Annotated in this window: 19 protein-coding genes; 14 read left to right on the top strand and 5 right to left on the bottom strand. The window is 36.3% G+C overall.

The window, feature by feature from the left end:
• Nucleotides 1-28 precede the first annotated feature (28 nt).
• The gene (locus IGL86_RS10140; RefSeq protein WP_002356474.1) at nt 29-742 is read right to left on the bottom strand and encodes an HAD family hydrolase; all 714 of its coding nucleotides are present in this window, start codon (nt 740-742) and stop codon (nt 29-31) included.
• Between the two features lie 327 nt (nt 743-1,069).
• Between IGL86_RS10140 and IGL86_RS10135 the strand changes: the two genes are divergently transcribed.
• Complete coding sequence (locus IGL86_RS10135; protein ID WP_002394119.1) at nt 1,070-2,785, top strand: ABC transporter ATP-binding protein; 1,716 nt, start codon at nt 1,070-1,072, stop codon at nt 2,783-2,785.
• A gap of 42 nt (nt 2,786-2,827) precedes the next feature.
• Here the strand turns inward: IGL86_RS10135 and trpS are convergent, their stop codons facing one another.
• The gene (gene trpS, locus IGL86_RS10130) at nt 2,828-3,838 is read right to left on the bottom strand and encodes a tryptophan--tRNA ligase (protein WP_002359559.1); all 1,011 of its coding nucleotides are present in this window, start codon (nt 3,836-3,838) and stop codon (nt 2,828-2,830) included.
• Nucleotides 3,839-4,197: 359 nt separating this feature from the next.
• On the opposite strand from trpS, the gene spxA reads away from it, so the two are divergent.
• From spxA to IGL86_RS10105, 5 genes are all read left to right on the top strand, one after another.
• Nucleotides 4,198-4,596, top strand: coding sequence for a transcriptional regulator SpxA (gene spxA / locus IGL86_RS10125; RefSeq protein WP_002356477.1), 399 nt, complete (start codon nt 4,198-4,200; stop codon nt 4,594-4,596).
• 342 nt (nt 4,597-4,938) lie between these two features.
• Nucleotides 4,939-5,601: an adaptor protein MecA gene (locus IGL86_RS10120; protein WP_002356478.1), complete on the top strand. Its 663-nt coding sequence runs from the start codon at nt 4,939-4,941 to the stop codon at nt 5,599-5,601.
• Nucleotides 5,602-5,691: 90 nt separating this feature from the next.
• Nucleotides 5,692-6,870, top strand: a complete 1,179-nt coding sequence (locus IGL86_RS10115; protein ID WP_010713156.1) for a competence protein CoiA — start codon at nt 5,692-5,694, stop codon at nt 6,868-6,870.
• 47 nt (nt 6,871-6,917) lie between these two features.
• Nucleotides 6,918-8,729, top strand: a complete 1,812-nt coding sequence (pepF, locus tag IGL86_RS10110) for an oligoendopeptidase F (protein WP_010707213.1) — start codon at nt 6,918-6,920, stop codon at nt 8,727-8,729.
• 191 nt (nt 8,730-8,920) lie between these two features.
• On the top strand, nt 8,921-9,640 hold the full coding sequence (locus tag IGL86_RS10105; protein ID WP_010713157.1) for a helix-turn-helix transcriptional regulator: 720 nt from the start codon (nt 8,921-8,923) through the stop codon (nt 9,638-9,640).
• 282 nt (nt 9,641-9,922) lie between these two features.
• On the opposite strand, the gene IGL86_RS10100 is transcribed toward IGL86_RS10105, so the two are convergent.
• A complete protein-coding gene (locus tag IGL86_RS10100) occupies nt 9,923-10,582 on the bottom strand; it encodes a ClpXP adapter SpxH family protein (RefSeq protein WP_002356482.1) in 660 nt (219 codons plus the stop codon).
• A 63-nt stretch (nt 10,583-10,645) separates the two neighbouring features.
• Nucleotides 10,646-11,224 (bottom strand): CYTH domain-containing protein, encoded by a 579-nt coding sequence (locus IGL86_RS10095; RefSeq protein ID WP_033625360.1) that lies wholly within the window; start codon nt 11,222-11,224, stop codon nt 10,646-10,648.
• A gap of 196 nt (nt 11,225-11,420) precedes the next feature.
• On the opposite strand from IGL86_RS10095, the gene IGL86_RS10090 reads away from it, so the two are divergent.
• From IGL86_RS10090 to mgtE, 4 genes are read left to right on the top strand one after another with little or no spacing between them, the layout of a single operon-like run.
• A complete protein-coding gene (locus IGL86_RS10090) occupies nt 11,421-12,095 on the top strand; it encodes a GTP pyrophosphokinase (protein ID WP_002356484.1) in 675 nt (224 codons plus the stop codon).
• 12 nt (nt 12,096-12,107) lie between these two features.
• Nucleotides 12,108-12,905 carry an NAD kinase gene (locus tag IGL86_RS10085; protein WP_002356486.1) on the top strand — a complete coding sequence of 266 codons (798 nt, stop codon included), beginning with the start codon at nt 12,108-12,110 and terminating at the stop codon, nt 12,903-12,905.
• Nucleotides 12,906-12,912: 7 nt separating this feature from the next.
• The gene (locus IGL86_RS10080; RefSeq protein WP_002356487.1) at nt 12,913-13,806 is read left to right on the top strand and encodes an RluA family pseudouridine synthase; all 894 of its coding nucleotides are present in this window, start codon (nt 12,913-12,915) and stop codon (nt 13,804-13,806) included.
• Between the two features lie 30 nt (nt 13,807-13,836).
• Nucleotides 13,837-15,198: a magnesium transporter gene (gene mgtE / locus IGL86_RS10075; protein WP_002362548.1), complete on the top strand. Its 1,362-nt coding sequence runs from the start codon at nt 13,837-13,839 to the stop codon at nt 15,196-15,198.
• Between the two features lie 117 nt (nt 15,199-15,315).
• Here mgtE and cutC read toward each other — a convergent pair whose 3' ends face one another.
• Nucleotides 15,316-15,945, bottom strand: a complete 630-nt coding sequence (gene cutC / locus IGL86_RS10070) for a copper homeostasis protein CutC (protein ID WP_002359565.1) — start codon at nt 15,943-15,945, stop codon at nt 15,316-15,318.
• Nucleotides 15,946-16,074: 129 nt separating this feature from the next.
• Between cutC and IGL86_RS10065 the strand changes: the two genes are divergently transcribed.
• The 4 genes from IGL86_RS10065 (at nt 16,075) to recD2 (ending at nt 21,225) form a co-directional block, all read left to right on the top strand.
• Nucleotides 16,075-16,920 (top strand): methyltransferase domain-containing protein, encoded by an 846-nt coding sequence (locus IGL86_RS10065; RefSeq protein ID WP_033625361.1) that lies wholly within the window; start codon nt 16,075-16,077, stop codon nt 16,918-16,920.
• 312 nt (nt 16,921-17,232) lie between these two features.
• Nucleotides 17,233-17,739 (top strand): tRNA (uridine(34)/cytosine(34)/5-carboxymethylaminomethyluridine(34)-2'-O)-methyltransferase TrmL, encoded by a 507-nt coding sequence (gene trmL / locus IGL86_RS10060; RefSeq protein WP_002356493.1) that lies wholly within the window; start codon nt 17,233-17,235, stop codon nt 17,737-17,739.
• Between the two features lie 217 nt (nt 17,740-17,956).
• On the top strand, nt 17,957-18,601 hold the full coding sequence (locus IGL86_RS10055) for a histidine phosphatase family protein (protein WP_002362550.1): 645 nt from the start codon (nt 17,957-17,959) through the stop codon (nt 18,599-18,601).
• Between the two features lie 26 nt (nt 18,602-18,627).
• Entirely contained in the window at nt 18,628-21,225 is a 2,598-nt protein-coding gene (recD2, locus tag IGL86_RS10050) for an SF1B family DNA helicase RecD2 (protein ID WP_033625362.1), read from the top strand.
• The last annotated feature ends 235 nt before the right edge of the window (nt 21,226-21,460 follow it).

Here is a 21,460-nt window from a genome sequence, read left to right as displayed (position 1 = left end):
CGCTCTTCAAATTGAAGAACGGCTTTTTTTAAAGATTAAATAATTTCTCCACAGTCGGACAAAGTTCAGTGAAACAAGTGACTTCTGCAAGGTGTGATGCAGGTTGGCAACTTGGTAGTTCACGAGAGCGGTGGTTAAACCAAAGAGAATGCCAGCCACCATTACGTGCGCCTACAATATCATTGTCATAACTATCACCAACATATAAAGTATGTTCAGGTTCCATACAAAATTGATTACAGGCTAAATCAAAAATTTCCTTTTCAGGTTTTTGGAAACCCGTACTTTGAGAAATAATGATATTTTGGCTTGGAACCCATTTTTCAAGATTCAATTGTTTAACTTTTTTAAATTGATGGTCTGTTGGACCATTTGTAATAATCCCCATCGGAATTTCCTTTTCTTGTAAAGTATCAAGAAGCTTAGTAACTTCTGGATGCATCGTAATATTATCCAATTCTTCTTCATAAACTTGTTGGAAAATTTTTCCTTCTTCTTGTGAAATTCCTGGATAGTTTAGATCCTTTAATGTTTCATTCATCCGGAAAAACCGCATGAAATCTAGGGACCATTCATTGGCTAAAACTTTCGGAAACGTTTCATCGCTGTGGTGTCTAAAACGAAGATACAATTCATGCATATCCTCTGTCGCAACGTTCGGGAAAATTTTAGTCATCGCATTTCGAAAGGGTTGTTGCTGATCGTACAGCGTGTCATCAACATCAAAAACAATGGTTCTCATTTAACAAGTGCACCTCTTAACTTTTTTACAAAACTTTTCATATGTTATATTGTAGCCGATATTTTCACAAATAAATAGAGTGTTTTTCACTGTATTTCAAGGTTTTTCACATAAATCAAAGCCTTGCGGGAAAAGACAATTATAGTTATTTTTACCGAAAAAATGGAAACGATAAATGAAAAAATATTCTGATAATGAAAAGTTTGTGAAAATGATTTTGAGTCAAAGTTACTTAAATAACACGTGTTCTGATAGAAGTTAGAATTTTGCAAGAGACAGTCTTTTTCCGTATAATGAATGAGAATGAAGGGGGAGAGTTAGGGAGTTATGTTAAAGCGTTTTTTTGGGTATTATCGACCTTATCGTCGATTATTTATTTTGGATTTTGGGTGTGCCGTTTTTGCGGGGCTGTTAGAGTTGGCTTTTCCAGTAGCAGTCAACCAAGTAATTGATAAGATTATGCCAAAAGGAGATTTTCGCCTCATTGCATTAGCTAGTGCGGGCTTATTTGCATTTTATATAATCAATACGTTTTTACAATTTATTGTGGTTTATTTTGGTCATATGTTAGGCGTGAATATTGAAACAGATATGCGTGAAGAATTATATCAACATCTGCAAACACAACCGTTTGAGTATTATGATAATCAAAAAACAGGGAAATTAATGAGCCGTTTGACCACTGATCTTTTTGAAATTTCGGAAGTGGCGCATCATGGTCCAGAAGACGTCTTTATTACGATTATGACGTTAGCAGGTTCTTTTTTATTAATGTTAACCATTCACGTGAAATTAGCCATCGCTACGTTTATTTTATTGCCATTTATCACGATTGCGCTAGGCTATTTTAATAAAAAAATGACAAAAGCGAATACGGATATTTACGATAATTTAGGTGAATTTAATGCTGGGATTGAAGCGTCAGTAAGTGGGATACGTGTCACGCAATCTTTTGCAAATGAACCATTTGAACGAAAACAGTTTAATTATTTAAATCAAATGTATCGAAAATCGAAATTATATTTTTATAAGGTGATGGGTGTCAGTTCCGCCTATAATTACTTATTAATTCGTCTGATAAATTTATTTTCATTAATTTTTGGTGCGTATTATACAATTAAAGGAGAAATTACAGAAGGTCAGTTTGTAGGATTTATTTTATTAGCCAATATTTTTATTCGGCCGATTGAAAAAGTCAACAATATGATTGAAAGTTATCCCAAAGGATTTGCTGGTTTTAAACGTTTTACGGAAGAAATGGACAAACAACCGTCCATCAAAGATTTGCCAGGAGCTGTTGCTGTTTCGCATTTAGAAGGAACGATTGCCTATAAAGATGTTTCATTTGCTTATGAAGATGGCACAAAAGTTTTAGACCATATCAATTTAAAAATTCAACCTGGCGAAACCGTTGCTTTCGTTGGACAAAGTGGTTCAGGAAAAACGACCTTGTGTAATCTGTTGCCTCGTTTTTATGAAGTCAGTAGTGGTGAAATTACGATCGATGGTAGAAATATCCAGCAAATGACCTTGGCATCATTACGTAAGCAAATTGGAATTGTTCAACAAGATGTGTTTTTATTCCCTGGAACATTACGAGAAAATATTGCTTATGGGAATTTAAATGCTACAGAAATAGACATTCAACAAGCGGTGAAATTAGCACATTTAGAACATGTAATTCAGCTAATGCCAGATGGCTTGGACACAATTATTGGCGAACGTGGCGTGAAATTATCGGGCGGTCAAAAGCAGCGAGTGGCAATTGCGCGAATGTTCTTGAAGAACCCGCCGATTTTAATTCTAGATGAAGCGACTTCTGCATTAGATACAGAAACAGAGCAAGTGATTCAAGAGTCATTAAACTCGTTAGCTGACGGGCGAACAACATTAATTATTGCCCACAGACTGGCAACGATTAAACATGCTGATCGAATAATCGTAGTGAGTGACCAAGGAATTTTAGAAGATGGAACACATGAAACTTTGTACGCGCAAAGAGGCCACTATCGTCGCTTGTACGATGCTCAATTTAGAACATAAAAAACCCGCGAATAAAACTTCGCAGGTTTTTATTATGTTTAGTTAGCGCCGAACTTTTCTTCCCAAACCAACAGCATTTTTCATTCGTTGAAGTGTTTTGTTGGCTACCTGGCGAGCGTTTTCTGCACCCTCATCTAAAATCATATCTAATTCTTCTGAAGCTAGAAGCTCTTGGTAGCGCACTTGAATAGGTTCTAATAAGGCAACTACTGCTTCTGCTAAATCTGCTTTGAAGTCTCCATAGCCTTTGCCTTCGTATGCTTGAACAAGTTCCTCAACAGTTTGACCTGTCGCAGCAGAATAAATATTTAGTAAGTTAGTAATACCAGGCTTTTCTTCTTTATTATATTCAATTACACCAGTTGAATCAGTTACAGCAGAGCGGATTTTTTTGCGAATCACTGCTGGCTCATCAAGCATTGAAATAAAGCCCTTCACATTTGTATCAGACTTACTCATCTTTTTCGTTGGTTCCTGTAAGCTCATAATTCGACTACCTTGCTCAGCGATTTTTACTTCAGGCATCGTTAAAATTTCTTGATTTTTTTGGGCATAACGTTTATTGAAGCGTTCCACAAAATCACGTGTTAATTCTAAATGTTGTTTTTGATCATCTCCGACTGGCACTAAGTCAGCGTTGTACAACACGATATCACCAACCATTAATGGAGGGTATGTTAAAAGACCAGCGCTTACGCCAGCACGACCATTTTTTTGCGATTTATCTTTAAATTGTGTCATTCGCTCTAACTCACCAATAGAAGTATTGCACTGAATGATCCAACCAGCTTCTGCATGCGCACTCACTTCAGACTGTATGAAAATTGTTGCTTTTTGTGGGTCTAAACCAACCGCTAGGTAAAGAGCTGCTAAACTACGAATTTGTTGGCGTAGCTTTTGCGGTTCTTGGGGAACGGTAATGGCATGTTCATCCACAATACAAAAATAACAATTGTATTCATTTTGTAATTCGATAAATTGTTTCATTGCACCAATGTAATTTCCGATTGTCGGAGTACCACTGGGCTGAATACCAGAAAAAATTGTTTTCATTAAATAACCACCTGACTTTAGACTTAAGATAGTGAATAGTTCTATTATACATTTTATTAGAAAAAAATACATGGGAACTTCTTGAAAAATCACCAAGAGAAGTAAATTATAACAGCAACCATGAAAATAGAAAACTGTATTACTTTTTTACAGAATTATAACGAATATCCATAAAATTTCATAAAAATTAACCCTAATTTTACACGGATGTAATGAAGGAAAAATAAACAAAGTTAATAAAAAATGTTTAAAAACCCCTAGTATTTTTATTAGAAATTAGGTATACTGGTTTTAAATAGAGGAACAGTACAGTTCCCTGTTTCAGAAACGCGATGATTCGCGAAAAGGAGTGATGCACAATGTTGACACTTTATACTTCCCCAAGTTGCACGTCATGTCGTAAGGCTAGAGCCTGGTTGCAAGAGCACGAAATTCCTTTTAAAGAAAGAAATATTTTTTCTGAACCTTTAAATATTGAGGAATTAAAAGCAATTTTAATCATGACAGAAGATGGAACAGAAGAGATTATCTCTACTCGCTCTAAAGTTTTCCAAAAATTAAATATGGATTTGGACGAGCTTCCACTTCAAGATTTATTAGAGTTGGTTCAAGAAAACCCTGGATTGTTGCGTCGGCCAATTATGATTGATGAGAAAAGATTACAAGTCGGTTTTAACGAAGATGAAATTCGCCGATTCTTACCAAGAGATGTTCGACAACTGGAATTGCGCCAAGCACAATTAATGGCAGGTTTATAAAAAATATAAAATTTTGTTCTTTATTTGTTAATTTTAATAAAGAACGATTCATATGAATTTAGGGCCAGGGATTTTTATCTCTGGCTTTTTAATACATATTTAGAACTTGTATTCATTTGATTTGGCAGAACGTGGTCAAGGAAAAATAGTATCTTTTTTGGAGAGACTGCGTTAAGATGAAGAGGTAGAAGGAGCGAAAAACCAATCGTTAAAAAAGTTCAAAGTTTATAAAACGTTCGCTAGTTTTCGAGGATTTACAGACTTTCCACTTTACTTTTGTGTAGTTTTCGCTACAATGAACGTAAGAAGTTTCCTGATTGAAGCAAAGAGAGGTGTAGCGCTATGGAAATGGAACATATTAATGAAAATACGATTCGTGTGTTAATTGGCAACGAAGACCTGGCGGATAGAGGGATTACTTTTCTTGACTTACTAGGAAACCACAAAGATGTTGAAAATTTCTTTTATAGTATTTTAGAAGAAGTTGATGTCGAAGATGAATTCCAAGGTAGTGAAGCAGTCACTTTCCAAGTCTTGCCTAAAAATGATGGCTTAGAACTGTTTATTAGTAAAAATGTCGCTATGGACGACTTGTCTTCCTTAGAAGGTCTGAGCGAAGTCAATGCAGATGTTAGCGAATTGATTCGCAAACAAATTGAAGCAGACAAAGCAGCCGCCGATGAACTTGATGAGATGGAAGCCACAGATGAAACAAACAGAAATGTAATCTTTGAATTAGATAATTTTGAAGCGATGATCCAATTATCCAAAGAAGTATTCATGCAATCTGTTTTGACTAACTTATACACGTACAACGATCGTTATTACTTACAAGTTTTGTTCTTAACCGATGAATTAGAAAAAACAAATGTTGACAATGAAATTGCACAGATTTTAGAATTCGCTCATAAAACAACTGTCACTCAGGATACTTTAGTCGAATATGGCACTTGTATTATGGAACGCAGTGCGCTGGAATTAACACGTTATTACTTTAATGATTAAGCAAAAAAGCAAAAACTTTCGAGTTTTTGCTTTTTTTTTTTGATGAAAATTAAGAAACTTTGCGTAGTTTATTTATGAGAGGTGAAAATCATGTTAACAGCTTTAACGGCAGACAACCAAGAATTATTTTCTTTAATCGATTGCTCGATTGATGAATTAACACAGATACGAAGCGAACAAGCTTTTGTGTGTCCAATGTGTTATCAATCGGTCATTTTGAAGGCAGGCCCCATTAAAATACCCCATTTTGCTCATCGTAAAAAGAATAGTTGTTGGTACGAAGCAGAAGCTGAAACAGAAGAACACCTCCGCTTGAAGCAGCTTTTTGCGGAAAAGTGTTTACGCGAAAAGCTGTCCTTTCAAGTTGAGGCATACTTACCCACCTTGAAGCAACGCCCAGATTTACTCATTGGCAAGATAGCCATTGAAATTCAATGTAGTCCATTGCCAATTAAACGTTTGGTGGAACGGACGGAGACTTATCAAGCTCATGGCTATCAAGTTGTTTGGATTTTAGGTGAACGATTAGTGCCTAAAGACAAGCTCACGCAATTAACGAAACAATTCCTTTACTTTTCGGAGTCCTTGGGATTTTATTTATGGACGGCCAATAAGAAGCAAGAACGAATAGAATTACTTTGTCATATTGAAGAGAGTCAATGTCAACAATTTTATAGAAGAAAACAATCATGGGATTTTTACGAAAAAAAATTACTAGAAATCTTCCGACTACCGACCGCTAATTTAAATTTACTGCCAAATAGACGGCACACTGGTCAATTGATGCATGATTATTATCAAAAATTGACACAACAACTTGGTTACAGAAATGCTCAGTTGCTTAGAACACAGAGCTTTTTATATACGAAAGGTTGTCACCTTCTCCAGTTACCTCCTTGGTTTTACTATCCTGGATTGAAGCTATTACCTTCTTCTGAAGAAGATATTCATTTAAAAATGCTTGTTTGGGAAGCACTAAAAACCGAAGAAGAGCGTTTAGTGACCAAACAGGAACTATGGCGTATCTTGGAAGCTATTTTTTTGGAAGAAGGGAACTTTGTTTGGCAGCCACTGCCGAATATTGGCTTAAAAAAGCTTTTTAAAATCGTGGGGAATAGATTATTGAGCTGGTTACAAGAATGTTATGTGTTAATTAAAGTAAACAATAAGTACCTAATAACTAGTATTTTCCTAAGAGAAGATCCTGAAAAGCTCATTCATTGGCTAAAAAAAGTGAAAAAACAACATTTTTTTAGTCACACGTGTTAAATTATGATAGTATAATGAGTAAAACGTTTCTTAAAGGAGAGTAAACTATGAGCGAAATTAAACAATTACCAACACGTGATGAAGTTCCAACTCCATTGACTTGGGATTTAACCAAAATTTTTAAAGATGATGCTGCTTTTGATGTTGCGTATAATCAGTTGACAGAAGAGCTAAATCAAGCAGAATCATTTAAAGGTACCTTAGGGAATGGTGCAGAAGCTTTTCTAGCTGCGTTAGAATACGTTTTAGATGTCTATCGAAAAGTGGAAACATTATATGTCTATTCTCATTTAAAAAATGATCAAGACACTACAAATACAGCTTACCAAGCTTTATATGCCAGAGCTAGTTCTTTATATGCACAAGTTAGTGAAGCTGTTTCTTGGTTTGATCCAGAAGTCTTAACATTAAGTGATGAAAAAATTTGGGGATATTTTGAAGAGCAGCCGAAATTAGCTGTTTATCGTCACTATATTCAAAATATTTTAGATGAACGTCCCCATGTTTTATCGATGGAACAAGAAGCTTTACTGGCGGGGGCTAGTGAAATTTTTGGTGCTTCAAGTAATACATTTTCAATTTTAAATAATGCAGATTTAGAATTTCCAACTGTGCAAAATGCTGAAGGCGAAACGATTCAACTTTCTCATGGCGTTTATGGTCAATTAATGGAAAGTGTCGATCCATCTGTTCGTGAAGCAGCATTTAAAGGGTTGTACAAAGTATACAAACAATTTAGAAATACATTAGCCTCAACTTTAGGTGCACATGTTAAAACACATAACTATAAAGCAAAAATTAGAAATTATGATTCTGCTCGGGCAGCTTCTTTAGCAAGTAATCATATTCCTGAAAGTGTTCACGAAACATTAGTAGCTGTAGTAAATAAACATTTACCTTTGCTACATCGTTATGTAAAATTAAGAAAAAAATTATTAAACGTAGAAGAATTACACATGTACGACTTGTATGCGCCTTTGCTAGGTGAAGCACCAATTCGTTACAGCTATGAAGAAGCAAAAGAAAAAGCAATTGAGGCTTTAAAACCACTAGGTGAAGACTATCTATCTATTGTCAAAGAAGCTTTTTCAAGTCGTTGGATTGATGTGATTGAAAATCAAGGAAAACGAAGCGGCGCATATTCTTCAGGAGCTTATGATACAGCCCCATACATTTTAATGAATTGGCATGATAGTTTGGATCAACTATTTACATTAGTCCATGAGATGGGCCATAGTGTTCATAGTTACTATACAAGAAATAATCAGCCGTATGTTTATGGCGACTATTCAATTTTCTTAGCTGAGATTGCTTCAACCACCAATGAAAATATTTTAACAGAATATTTATTACAAACAGAAACAGATCCTAAAGTACGTGCGTATGTCTTAAATCACTATTTAGACGGCTTTAAGGGAACCATTTTCCGTCAAACGCAATTTGCGGAATTTGAACATTTTATTCACACGGAAGATGCTAAAGGCACGCCATTAACGAGTGAATATTTGAGTGAGTATTATGGCGAGCTCAATGCTAAATATTATGGACCAGAAGTAGTTAGAGACGAAGAAATCAGTTACGAATGGGCGAGAATTCCACATTTTTATTACAATTACTATGTTTATCAATATGCAACTGGCTTCTCAGCCGCTTCGGCATTGTCTAAACATATTTTAGCTGGAGAAGAGGGAGCTTTAGAGAACTACCTTAACTACTTGAAAGCAGGAAGTAGTGACTTCCCAATTGAAGTGATGAAAAAAGCGGGCGTGGATATGACACAAGCCGCGTATATCGAAGATGCAATGAAAGTTTTTGAAGAACGTTTAACGGAATTAGAAGCTTTGGTTGAAAAATTATAAGTCGTAACTTCTTAGTAAACATAAAATATAAACCTGGTTTTATACAGAATAGTAAATATATCTGTGTAAAACCAGGTTTAGTTATATAATTAAATAGATTGTTGCTGTTATATAAAAGAAAGCAAAGATTCTTTGCTTTCTTTTATATCAAGCTTCTATTATCTTTAGAGTAATAAAAGGAGGTTTTTTTTTTGAACATAGGGAATTCATTAAAAATGAGAAGAAATGAATTAGGATTGACACAATCAGAGGTTGCTGAGAAATTATACGTTACTAGGCAAACAATTTCTAACTGGGAGAATAATAAATCATATCCTAATATTGATTGTTTAATTGAACTAAGTAATCTTTATGAAATGACCTTGGATCGATTATTGAAGGAGGACAATACGATGGTGGAGAAACTTTCGAAAGATATTAGAGAGGGACAGAAGTACAAAAAATTATTTTTAATATTATTAATTATAGTACTATGTATAGGTGGATATTTTACTATTTTACAACTTCGTCTGAATAATTTGTATAGCGGTGTCAAAGAATGGAATCAAAATGGTCAAACTTATAATTTAATAGAAGATAACATTCAATATCATGTGGTTAAAATTGATAATTATAATCTGTTTACAATTCCAGAAGAATTGGAATTAATGAGTTCGTATATCTCTGAAAACGAAAAGTTTAATATGTATTATAGCGGTGATGATTCGAATATAAAAATTTACTGGACAACAGGAGCATTAAATGGGTTAGAGTTATCTTTTGATAAAGAATTCATCTTTGACAATGTAAATCAAAGAAATAAATTTTCTTATGAGATTCAGGAATTAATAAATAAAAATTTAGATAAGGATAAAAAAGAACTAACCATATTATATAAGCAGACTAAAAATAAATGGGAAGAAATAAATTAGCTTGTGTTAAACCGAATAAAATTTCCTCGATTTTTTGAGTTAATATCGGCGAGTATTGTCTGATAGCGTTCCAAGAGGTTAGTCGATGAACTGAAATAGATATTGGTGGTCGATACAAATTTCGGTGTTAATATTTAAGAGTACATAATATATACATGGCCCCATTCCATAGCTGTCTTTTATAAGAACAAATCATCAAATGTAGCAGTATTAGACTTTATCTATTATTATAGAACATGGTGAAAATAGTAAAAGAAGGGCCAGTCAACTGGTCCTTCTTTTTTATAATAAATGTAAATGTCCATTTGGAAAATGATAATTGGAGCGACGTTTAAATTCAAAGGTTGCGTCACCTTGGTCCAGCAACGGTTCGTTATGTGGATGGACACGACAAAGTTGTTTAATTTCATCCATGTTTTCAAAATTTTCGACTAAAATGCCGAAATCGTTCTCGCAAGTATAGTTGTAAACGACTGCGGTAGGATGTTGTTTAATCCCCATTTCTCGAGCAACTTTTTGGTCGGTTTGGAAAGATTCTTTGACAAAATCGGATTGTCGGTCTTTACGATACATATCAATATCCCCGCCGGCCGCTAGAAGTAGTTCTTCTGATAACTCAGGAGAGTAAGCTAGACCGTCTTCAGCTACTGCTTTTTGTAGGCCAATCAACAATTGTCGGCCTTTTTTTCGGCCTTGTAACTGTGCTGCTTTATAGTCAAGAGCGGCTGAGTATAAATCTTCAAAAATTCGATTCCGTCGTTTAATGTCATTAATTGGAATATGTTGACGACTTAAAAATTCATTGATCGTTTTCATGTTTAATAAAGGGATAAAGCGCAATTGTATTTTTTTCTTGTCGTTAACAGACAATTGTATAATTTCTTTTTCAATTTCTAAACAGACGCCGCCTAAAGGATTGACGAACAAATAAATTTCAACCATTCATACTTCCTCCAATGCCATGCTTTTTCAAATACAGGTGCCAGAACGTCAGTGCTTCGAATACTAAGGGGCAGTGGTCCGCATCATGCGTTGAATCTTGTTAGGTGCAAGCGTAATGGGAATGTTCAAATCAGCCATTAATGTTTGAAACGCTTGCTTGCCGCTTTCAACTTCAGTAACTTCTAACTCTAATTCAAAATCGTGCTGTTGGTTATACCAACTTTCGTCTAACGCAAGTAATCCTTGAGGAATTTGTTTTTCTGCACGTGCTGTTTTTAATGAACCAATTAAATGGATCGAGGCGATTTCAATACCTAATTCTTGTAATTTCTTCGCCACAGCCCCCTCAGTAGGGAGGTGATTCCTTTTGATAAAGTGGTTCGCCGTCTCAAGCGATAAAGGGTCATTGATTTCTAATAATCCTTCTGGCGCAGGAACTTTTAAGGTTAACTCACCACGATCTGCTAATACGCGAATTCTTAAGCCCATTCGTTGTGCTTTTAATTGAAAATCGTCCGTATCAAAATAATGATTTGTTTGCGTAAAAAAGTCCGTTTTTTGAATAGCAAAATGGTCGATTAATCGTTTGAAATCTTTCGGACTAACTAATGTTTTAAATTCAATTTCTAAGTGCTCACTCATGGGGTTCTCTCTCTTTCTTAAATCACTCCAATTTTCACATATTATATAGGTTTCCGTCAAGAAAAGTGGTCTTCTCTGTGAAAATTTTTTCTAATGAAAGGCGTTTGGAAATCAAATAGCGAATAACACCCTATTTTAGGGAGGACTGTGGTAAAATAATCAGTGAATGAAATTCAAGGAAATTGAGGGATCTACCATGGAACGAGAGTGGGAGCTGTTTTTAGCGCCATATGAACAGGCGGTCAGCGAATTAAAAGTAAAACTACGAGGTATTCGTAAACAATTTCGGGAGCAAGATAAACACATACCAATTGAATTCGTTACAGGACGTGTGAAACCAGTAGATAGTATTTTGACCAAGACGGCAATTCGGCATATTCCTTTAAATCGGATTGAAGAAGAAATGCAAGACATTGCTGGTTTGCGGATCATGTGCCAATTTGTGGAAGACATATACCAGGTAGTCGCACTTTTAAGAAATCGTAAAGACTTAAAAATTGTGGAAGAACGGGACTACATTGAAAATAAAAAAGAAAGTGGCTATCGTTCGTACCATGTGGTGGTGGAATATCCTGTGCAATTAGTCACCGGGGAAAAGATTATTTTGGCCGAAATCCAAATTCGGACACTTTCCATGAATTTTTGGGCAACGATTGAACATTCTTTGAATTATAAATATCAAGGTGTCTTTCCTGAAGAAATGAAAGAACGCCTTCAGCGAGCGGCAGAGGCAGCCTATTTATTAGATGAAGAAATGTCATCTATTCGTGAAGAAATTCAAGAAGCACAACATTACTTCTCTCATGGCCGTGGATTGCTAGAAAACGAATACTATAAGCAAATTAAAAACGAAACACCAGAAAATCAGTAAAGGAGCCTGCTTATGAAAGTGGCGATTGTTCATAACTCGGAAGAAAAATCGAAACAAGTCACAAAACAACTGACAACACTATTAGAGCAAAACCAAATTCAAATAGACAATCGTCAACCTGAACTTGTGATTTCAGTCGGCGGAGATGGTACGCTTCTTTCCGCTTTTCATCGATTTAATCATCTGTTAAACGAAGTAAGTTTCTTAGGTGTACATACCGGACACTTGGGTTTCTATACAGATTGGCGTGATTATGAATTAAAAGAACTAGTTGAGAGTTTGTGTATTCATCGTGAAAAAAGTACGAGTTATCCATTATTAGATGTGCGGATTCGGTTTAGAGATGGGAAACCAGATAAACATTTTTTAGCATTAAATGAATCAACAATTAAACGAGGAAACCGGACGATGGTGGGCGATGTGTTTATTAAAGACGAACTGTTTGAACGATTTCGTGGTGATGGGTTGTCGATTTCGACCCCAACCGGCTCTACTGCGTATAATAAAAGTATTGGTGGGGCTGTTTTGCATCCTAGCATTAATGCGTTTCAGTTAACCGAAATCGCCTCCTTAAACAATCGTGTCTTTCGAACATTGGGGTCACCGATTGTAATCGCACATACGGAGTGGCTGGAGATTAAATTACAGGAAAGTGATGATTATTTTGTCACGGTGGACCAATTAGATATTTATCAAGAAAATATCGCTTCTGTCTGCTATCGAATTGCAGACGAACGGATTCATTTTGCCTCTTATCGGCACATGCATTTTTGGCATCGAGTGAAAGATGCCTTTATTGGTGAGGATTAATTAAACGATGGAATTTCAATGGACATATGACAAAGAAACAACACAACAAGTGAAATATTTTTTAAAGGAACAAGGTGTTTCAAAAGGGTTATTAGCAAAGGTGAAATTTCAGGGTGGTAAAATTCAAGTGAATGGGACCGTTCAAAATGCCATCTATCCTTTACAAACTGGCGATGTCGTTAAAATGACGATTCCAGATGAAGCGGAACATGAGACATTATTAACAGATGATGAACCGATTGAAATTGTGTTTGAAGATGATCATTTTTTAGTAGTTAATAAGCCTGCTGGCATTGCCTCGATACCTGCTCAGTATCATCCTTCAGGAACGATGGCGAATCGTGTTAAGGGCTATTACAAGCGTCAAAATTACGTGAATCAAGTTATTCATGTCGTGACTCGTTTAGATCGAGATACTTCTGGGCTGATGTTATTTGCGAAACACGGCTTTGCTCATGCTTTAATTGACCAAGAATTACGAGAAAAAAAGGTGACAAAAATTTATTATGCCCTTGTTGGTGGAGCGATTGAGCAGTTAAGCGAGCATCAATTGATTGAAAAGCCAATTGGGCGCGACTTGTCCTCTTTATTAAAACGCCAAGTTATCGAAACAGGTCAATTTGCTAGTACAGAATATTGGCTCGCAAAAAGAGGAGCCCAAGCAGCAGCTGTGCGCATTCAGCTCCATACAGGACGAACACATCAAATTCGGGTACATTTTGAAGCAATTGGCTGTTCATTGTTAGGGGATGAGATGTATCATGGAAAGATGGATCAAGGAATTGAGCGGCAAGCGTTGCATTGCATGGAACTAATTTTTACTCATCCTTTTACCAAAGAAACGGTTCATCTGATTTCCCCACTAGCGGAGGATATGAAAAGTGTAGATGATACGTTATAATAATAAAGAGGCAGGAGGGGAAAGTGTAAGATGAATGAAGGCCAAGAAATGGAAGAGCAATTTGCCCTTCTTTTAGAAACGCTAAAAAATCAACAAATGAACGAATTTCGTGAGCTATTTTTAGCGTTACACATTTATGAACAAGGACAATTTTACCAATCGTTAGATGAAAAAGACCGACAACATTTATACAATTACCTATCTCCGAAAGAACTAGCGGATATGTTTGATGTTATCGAAGAAGATAATGAGAATATGAAAGATTATTTAGCTGAAATGCGCCCAAGTTATGCAGCCGATATGTTAGCTGAGATGTATACCGATAATGCGGTGGATTTACTAAATATGTTAGATAAGAGTCAAAAGGCGAAATATCTTAGTTTGTTAAGTAGTGAAGAAGCAGGCGAAATTAAAGAGTTACTTCATTACGAAGATGAAACTGCTGGGGCGATTATGACCACCGAATTTGTTTCGATTGTGGCGAATCAAACAGTGCGTTCTGCGATGTACGTCTTAAAGAATCAAGCGGACATGGCGGAAACAATCTATTACGTTTACGTAGTCGACCAAGAAAATCATTTAGTCGGCGTTATTTCGTTGCGGGATTTAATTGTTAATGATGATGATACCTTGATTGCTGATATTTTGAATGAACGGGTTATTTCAGTTCATGTTGGCGATGACCAAGAAGATGTCGCGCAAACAATTCGTGACTATGACTTCTTAGCTGTGCCAGTTACAGATTATGATGATCATTTGTTGGGGATTGTAACAGTTGATGATATTATTGATGTTATCGATGATGAAGCCGCTAGCGACTACTCTGGTTTAGCCGGGGTCGACGTTGAAGAAGTTAGTGAGAACCCTTTAAAAGCCGCTTCTAAGCGATTACCTTGGTTAATTACGCTGCTGTTTTTAGGGATGTCTACGGCCTCGTTAATCAGTAATTATGAGTCGTTAGTTAGCGAAGCGAGTATTTTAGCCGTTTTTATTTCTTTAATTACCGGAACAGCCGGCAATGCCGGAACACAATCATTGGCGGTCGCGGTACGCCGTTTGGCTATGAAAGATGAAAAGGATAGTAATTTTGGTCGCTTAATCTTAAGTGAAGTGCTCACGGGACTAGTGACGGGTGCTGTGACAGGTTTAACCATTATGATTGTGGTTGGCGTGTGGCAACATAATCTTCCGCTTGGATTTGTGATTGGGATGGCAATGCTCTGTGCAATTACTGTGGCGAATTTAGCAGGGAGTTTAATCCCAATGTTAATGGATAAATTAGGGTTTGATCCCGCAGTTGCCAGTGGCCCGTTTATTACTACCTTAAGTGATTTAACCAGTGTATTAATTTATTTTAATATTGCCAGCATGTTTATGCGTTATTTTGTTTAAAAAATTGCACTTATTTATCATGAGACTGAGGTAAAAGGATTCGTTGGTTTGCTTGAAATCAAAAAAGTGAGATAGCCGTTAATACGACGGCTACCTCACTTTTTTAGATACAAGAAATTAAACAATTTTTGTGCCATGGACTTCTGTGACTTTTAAAGTGTCCATCACAGTTTGAACGTTTTCTGTGGAAATACCGCCACCTGGTAAAATAAGAATCCGTTGATCTGCGTAGGCAATTAATTCTTTTAAATGATCAAAGTTGTCTTCGATAGGGGTACCAGCTGGCCCGCCATGAGTTAAAATACGCGTCACACCACGCTCAGCTAACCAGTCGATCGCCTTAAATTGGTTTTCTTTCGACAAGGCATCAAAAGCCATATGAAAAGTGATTTGCAAGCCTTCAGCTGTTTCAATGAATAAGTCCAAAGCTTCTTCATCTAACCAACCATCCTCAGTTAAACAGCCAATAACAATGCCGTCGGTTCCTAATTTCTTTGCTTCGATTAAATCGGTATGCATAATTTTTAATTCAATATCATTATAGACAAAATTGCCGCCACGAGGACGAATGATTGTCATCACTGGTACAGAATGTTCGCCAGCGTATGCTAAGACTTCTTCAATAACACCAGTACTTGGCGTCGTTCCACCCACGGCTAAGTTATCGCATAATTCGATGCGATTCGCACCTTTTTGAATGGCTTGGGGAATCTTAGTGAAATTTTCGGCACAGAATTCTTTAATCATTTCTTATCGCTCCTTGCTTTTTCTTCACAGGCATTGTACCATAATTCTGCTTACTACCATAGCCCTGAAAAAAAGAGTGCAACTTTTTATAAGAGAAAATGTTCATTTGATGAACGTAAGGAGTTTTAAATGTTAAAGAAAATTGAACGAGCACAACAATTATTGAAAAAAGAAGCAGCTGTATTTCGCTGTCCAACTTGTCATCAACCAATGCATGTAGAAGGGGTTGGTCTGATTTGTCAACAGAGGCATCAATTTGATTTATCCAAGAAAGGCACGTTATACTTTCTAAATCATGGCGTTCAGACAGAATATAATAAAAAAATGTTTACTTCTCGAGGAAAAATGATTCAAAGTGGCATGTACGCGCCTGTTTTAAACAAAATTATGCACTATCTTCCTCAAAATAAAACAGTAGTCGATGTTGGTTGTGGTGAAGGGAGTTTTCTAGCTGAGTTAAGTCAAGCAGGCTTATCTGGACTGAAAATCGGGTTTGATTTATCAAAGGAAGGAATCTATTTAGCAAGTAATCAGCCAATTGATGCGTTTTGGTGTGTGGCGGATTTAACGAATTTACCATTTGCGGATCAAGGGCTTGATACGATTTTGAATATTTTTTCTCCTTCACATTATCAAGAATTTCGGCGAGTACTAAAAGCTGACGGGACTGTGATTAAAATTATTCCTGAAGAGAATTATTTAAAGGAATTACGAGCGGCTTTTTATCCCAATGACGAAAAGAAACAAAGTTATTCCAATCAAAAAGTAGTCCAACGTTTTGCCGAGGAATTAGCTGTGGAAGTAGATGAACGGATAACTTATTGCTTTGACATTCCCGAGGAAAGACGGTTGGATTTATTAGAAATGTCGCCATTAGAGTGGCAAGTTTCTCAAGAAGTTAAAGCCGAGCTACAACAGCGACCATTGGAAAAAATCACGATTGACGTCCGCTTGTTAGTAGGTCGTAAAAGATAGACTTTTTTGTGAAGAAAATCCTAAAAAAGTCTTGCAATAAAGTGACATTGGTGTTATATTACTTACAAGTTGTTTTTTCATTGGTTTTTATCAGGGTCCTGTTCTGATAAAAGTTAGTGAAGAGACCTTCACTAACGTAACGACTCGCCGTGCTAGACACCGAGACGGTACGTTTTTTTTATTGGTTAGAATAGCTGCCGCCTGACATCATCGCGTCATGCGGTTTTTTTTTGAAAATAAGTATTGTGGGCGCTATTTATTTTGAATTTATGCTAAAATGAACACGATTGATATTTGAGGAGCTGAAGATAGTTGACGAACCATATTGTTTTATTTGAACCACAAATTCCAGCAAATACTGGAAATATTGCACGGACATGTGCAGCGACGAATACACCGTTGCATTTAATTGAACCTTTAGGATTTTCAACAGATGATAAACACTTAAAACGTGCCGGATTAGATTATTGGAATGATGTAAATATTACGTATCATAAAGATTTGGCTGCCTTTTTAGCCCATGTGGCAGGCAAACACTTGCATTTAGTAACCAAATTTGCTCACCAAACATACAGCGAGGTCAATTATAATGATGGCGAGGACCATTATTTCCTTTTTGGAAAAGAAACAACAGGCTTACCAGAAACGTTTATGCGAGAAAACGAAGAAAAGTGTATCCGAATTCCTATGAATGATGAACATGTGCGCTCATTGAATCTTTCTAACACTGCCGCACTAATTGTTTATGAAGCCTTACGTCAGCAAAATTTTCCGAACTTAGAACTGACGCATCATTATGAAAATGATAAATTGGATTAAAAAAAGTTAAGACAGTAGCGCTTTTTTTCAAAAATGTCAGAAGAAAGTGGTTTTATTTTTACTGTTGCCCAATTTCCGAGCCTAGAACAAAAAACAATTTAGATTTTTGTTCTAGGCTTATTTTGCTTGGATTACTAGAAACTTCCATGGATATTTTCGCAGGGAAGTGATAAACTAGAAAGACATATGAAGAGATAAGGAAGTTTGGAGAAGTTACATGAAATTATATTTTACACGACATGGAAAAACTGAATGGAATCAACAGAAACGATTTCAAGGAATGACAGGGGATTCGCCGTTATTACCAACTAGTTATGATGAAATTAAACAATTAGGCCAATATTTACAAGATATTCCGTTTGAAAAAATTTATTCTAGTCCGCTATTACGTGCCAAAAATACTGCGCGGGGAATTCAACAAGAATTGACTCATCCAGTTGAAATTGTTTATACAGATACTTTAAAAGAATTAGGTTTAGGTCGTCTAGAAGGACAATATATTGAAGAAATGCGTAATTTTTATGGAGAAGAATTAGATCATTTACGGCATCGTTTAGATTTGTATGATCCAACAATTTTTGATGGTGAACCAATCGAGCAAGCGATTCAACGGATTTCAGAAACAGTTGCTGAAGCGGCGAAGCAGCACGAAGGTCCAGTTCTATTTGTCGGACACGGAGCAGCGCTGACGGCGGCAATCCAAGCGATGGCTGGTAAACCATTATCAGAATTACGGACAATGGGCGGGCTGTTAAACAATAGCCTTTCAATCCTTGAAACCAAAGAGGCATCAAGGAACATGCCGTACGACTTAACGTTATGGAATGATACGTCTTTTTTAGCTAAAGAAAAAGCACAATAAGCACACAACAGAAAGGAGGGCTTGTAGTGGTAACACTTTTTGGTGAGGACGAAGAAAAAGCCTTTATTGTTGGGACTGTACAAGCAATCTTTTTTGAAAATCCCAGTAATTTTTATAAAGTCGTTCTTGTAAATGTGACCGATACAAATACAGATTATTTAGAAAAAGAAATTGTAGTAACTGGTAGTTTTGGCCAAGTTCAAGAAGAGGAACCCTATCGTTTCTTTGGTCATTTTGTGGACCATCCTCGTTATGGCAGACAGTTTCAGGTGGATAGTTATCAGCAAGAAAGACCGACTTCGGCTAGTGGGGTGGTTAACTATTTATCAAGTGACAAATTTCCTGGCATTGGTAAACGAACTGCTGAAAAAATTGTTGAAGTATTAGGGGAAAGTGCGATTGACCGAATTATTGATGACCCGAGTGTTTTGGAAGAAGTTACTGTTTTAAATGAAAAAAAACGTCAAGTAATCGTCGAAACAATTCGCTTGAATCATGGGATGGAGCAAGTGATTGTGGGACTAAATCGATACGGCTTCGGTAGTCAGTTAGCTTTTTCAATTTATCAAACCTATCAAGAAGAAACCCTTTCTGTGATTCAAGAAAATCCTTATCAGTTAGTTGAAGATATTGAGGGAGTCGGATTTAAACGAGCGGACAATATTGCTGAACAAATCGGCATTCAGGCGGATTCTGCTGTTCGAATTCGAGCGGCGATTTTACATGAAGTGTTTGAACACTCTATTCGTTCAGGCAATACGTATGTTCAAGCAGATGTTTTATTAGAAGAAGCGATTCGGACCTTGGAAGCAAGTCGCCCAGTGGAAATCTCACCTGATCAAGTGGCCAATGAAATCATTACGTTAGTCGAACATGGAAAAATCCAACAAGAAGAGACTAAACTTTTTGAGAACAGTCTCTATTTTTCTGAATGGGGCATTGGTACTTCGATTCAGCGTTTACTTTCTCGTAAAAAAGAAATTCATTATGAGGAAGAAGAAGTCCAAAAAAATATCCGAATGATTGAGAAACGTTTAAATATTCAGTATGGCGACTCGCAACAAGCAGCGATTGAAGAAGCGATTAAATCGCCGTTATTTATTTTAACTGGAGGACCCGGAACAGGGAAAACAACTGTTATTAATGGGATTGTCTCGTTGTTTGCGGAACTAAATGGTCTTTCATTAGATCTCAAAGACTATACGCAGGAGATGTTTCCAATCTTGCTAGCGGCGCCAACTGGGCGAGCAGCGAAACGTATGAACGAAACGACAGGTTTACCTGCAAGTACCATCCATCGTTTGTTAGGCTTGACAGGTCGTGAAAAAAATCCGAGTTTAACCGCCAAAGAATTAGAAGGTGGTTTGCTAATTGTAGATGAAATGTCCATGGTGGATACTTGGTTAGCCAATACGTTATTAAAAGCTATTCCGACAAACATGCAAGTGATTTTTGTTGGCGATAAGGATCAGCTACCGTCTGTCGGTCCAGGTCAAGTCTTACATGACTTATTGCAAATTAACGAAATTCCCAAATGTGAGTTAAACGAAATTTATCGTCAAGGAGACGGTTCAAGTATTATTCCTCTTGCCCATGAAATTAAAGAAGGAAAGTTGCCTGCTGATTTTCAAAAAAATCAAAAGGATCGCTCGTTCTTTGCAAGTGATATTGGTCATATTGAAGAATACATTCGACAAATCGTCACAAAGGCAAAAGCAAAAGGGTTTACGCCACAAGATATCCAAGTTTTAGCGCCAATGTATCGTGGCGCAGCTGGCATTGATGCCTTGAATAAAATGATGCAAGAAATCTTCAATCCAAATGATGGTAAGAAAAAAGAAGTCAAATGGAATGACACCGTCTATCGGATTGGGGACAAAGTTTTGCAACTAGTCAATACGCCAGAATTAAATGTGTTCAATGGAGATATGGGAGAAATCGTTGGAATTACTTTAGCCAAAGACTCAGAGGACAAAGTGGACGAGTTGGTTTTACAGTTTGATAATAATGAAGTAACGTATAAAAGAAATGAATGGAATAAAATTACGCTATCGTATTGTTGTTCGATTCATAAAGCGCAAGGTAGTGAATTCCGCATGGTGTTACTGCCAATGATTCATCAGTATAGCCGAATGCTGCAACGAAATTTGCTGTATACAGCAGTGACACGTAGTAAAGAATTATTAATTCTACTAGGTGAGGTTTCTGCTTTTGAAACATGTGTCAAAAACGAATCGGCTAGTCGCATGACGATGCTAAAAGAACGAATCGTGAACGCAGAACAAATGACCTTAACGACTAGAACTCAGTTAGAAGCCTATGAAGAAGGTTTAACGGCAGACCATCCATTTACTGAAAAGGAAACAAAAGCTGTCTCTTATGAAACTGAACAGCAATCAACGAAAGCCGATCAGATAAAAGAAACAGACGAGCAATTAGTTGAAACAACGGTACAAGAAGTTTCACTATTTGCTGATGAAGGGGAAGAGTCAACCTCACCAGCTGAACCACAGAAAGAAGAACAATTACCTGAAAATCCTGTATTGTCAATTCAAGAAATTCAAGAAAATAAAATTAATCCAATGATTGGTATGGCTGGAACCACTCCATATCAGTTTATGTGAAAATAAATAGTTAATTATGTTTGTCTGTTTAAGAAGTCAATTTATTTTATTTGATTCAATATTATTAAATAGTTTTGAATGTTTGTTTAAGCTTTGCAACAGTTTTACAAAAAAATAAAAAAGTGAGACGATGAATAAATATTTTTTACAGATATTTATTCATCACTTAAACTGATAGAGAGGAATTAATTGTAAAAATGAAACGAAAAAGTCTAAAATCATTTATATATGTAAG

The sequence above is a fragment of the Enterococcus sp. DIV0774 genome (assembly GCF_050539095.1).
In the GTDB taxonomy this organism is placed as follows: domain Bacteria; phylum Bacillota; class Bacilli; order Lactobacillales; family Enterococcaceae; genus Enterococcus; species Enterococcus faecalis.
The sequence above is the reverse complement of the archived record's forward strand: the minus strand, read 5'-3'. Positions and strand labels throughout refer to the sequence as shown.

Bases quoted from the DNA above. Each gene is read 5' to 3' on its own strand.
- pepF (WP_010707213.1), top strand. From the start codon at position 6,918: ATGAGCGAAATTAAACAATTACCAACACGTGATGAAGTTCCAACTCCA.
- IGL86_RS10100 (WP_002356482.1), bottom strand. From the start codon at position 10,582: ATGGTTGAAATTTATTTGTTCGTCAATCCTTTAGGCGGCGTCTGTTTA.
- mgtE (WP_002362548.1), top strand. From the start codon at position 13,837: ATGAATGAAGGCCAAGAAATGGAAGAGCAATTTGCCCTTCTTTTAGAA.
- IGL86_RS10120 (WP_002356478.1), top strand. From the start codon at position 4,939: ATGGAAATGGAACATATTAATGAAAATACGATTCGTGTGTTAATTGGC.
- IGL86_RS10095 (WP_033625360.1), bottom strand. From the start codon at position 11,224: ATGAGTGAGCACTTAGAAATTGAATTTAAAACATTAGTTAGTCCGAAA.
- spxA (WP_002356477.1), top strand. From the start codon at position 4,198: ATGTTGACACTTTATACTTCCCCAAGTTGCACGTCATGTCGTAAGGCT.
- IGL86_RS10115 (WP_010713156.1), top strand. From the start codon at position 5,692: ATGTTAACAGCTTTAACGGCAGACAACCAAGAATTATTTTCTTTAATC.
- IGL86_RS10090 (WP_002356484.1), top strand. From the start codon at position 11,421: ATGGAACGAGAGTGGGAGCTGTTTTTAGCGCCATATGAACAGGCGGTC.
- IGL86_RS10065 (WP_033625361.1), top strand. From the start codon at position 16,075: ATGTTAAAGAAAATTGAACGAGCACAACAATTATTGAAAAAAGAAGCA.
- cutC (WP_002359565.1), bottom strand. From the start codon at position 15,945: ATGATTAAAGAATTCTGTGCCGAAAATTTCACTAAGATTCCCCAAGCC.
- IGL86_RS10055 (WP_002362550.1), top strand. From the start codon at position 17,957: ATGAAATTATATTTTACACGACATGGAAAAACTGAATGGAATCAACAG.
- IGL86_RS10085 (WP_002356486.1), top strand. From the start codon at position 12,108: ATGAAAGTGGCGATTGTTCATAACTCGGAAGAAAAATCGAAACAAGTC.
- trpS (WP_002359559.1), bottom strand. From the start codon at position 3,838: ATGAAAACAATTTTTTCTGGTATTCAGCCCAGTGGTACTCCGACAATC.
- IGL86_RS10140 (WP_002356474.1), bottom strand. From the start codon at position 742: ATGAGAACCATTGTTTTTGATGTTGATGACACGCTGTACGATCAGCAA.
- IGL86_RS10135 (WP_002394119.1), top strand. From the start codon at position 1,070: ATGTTAAAGCGTTTTTTTGGGTATTATCGACCTTATCGTCGATTATTT.
- IGL86_RS10080 (WP_002356487.1), top strand. From the start codon at position 12,913: ATGGAATTTCAATGGACATATGACAAAGAAACAACACAACAAGTGAAA.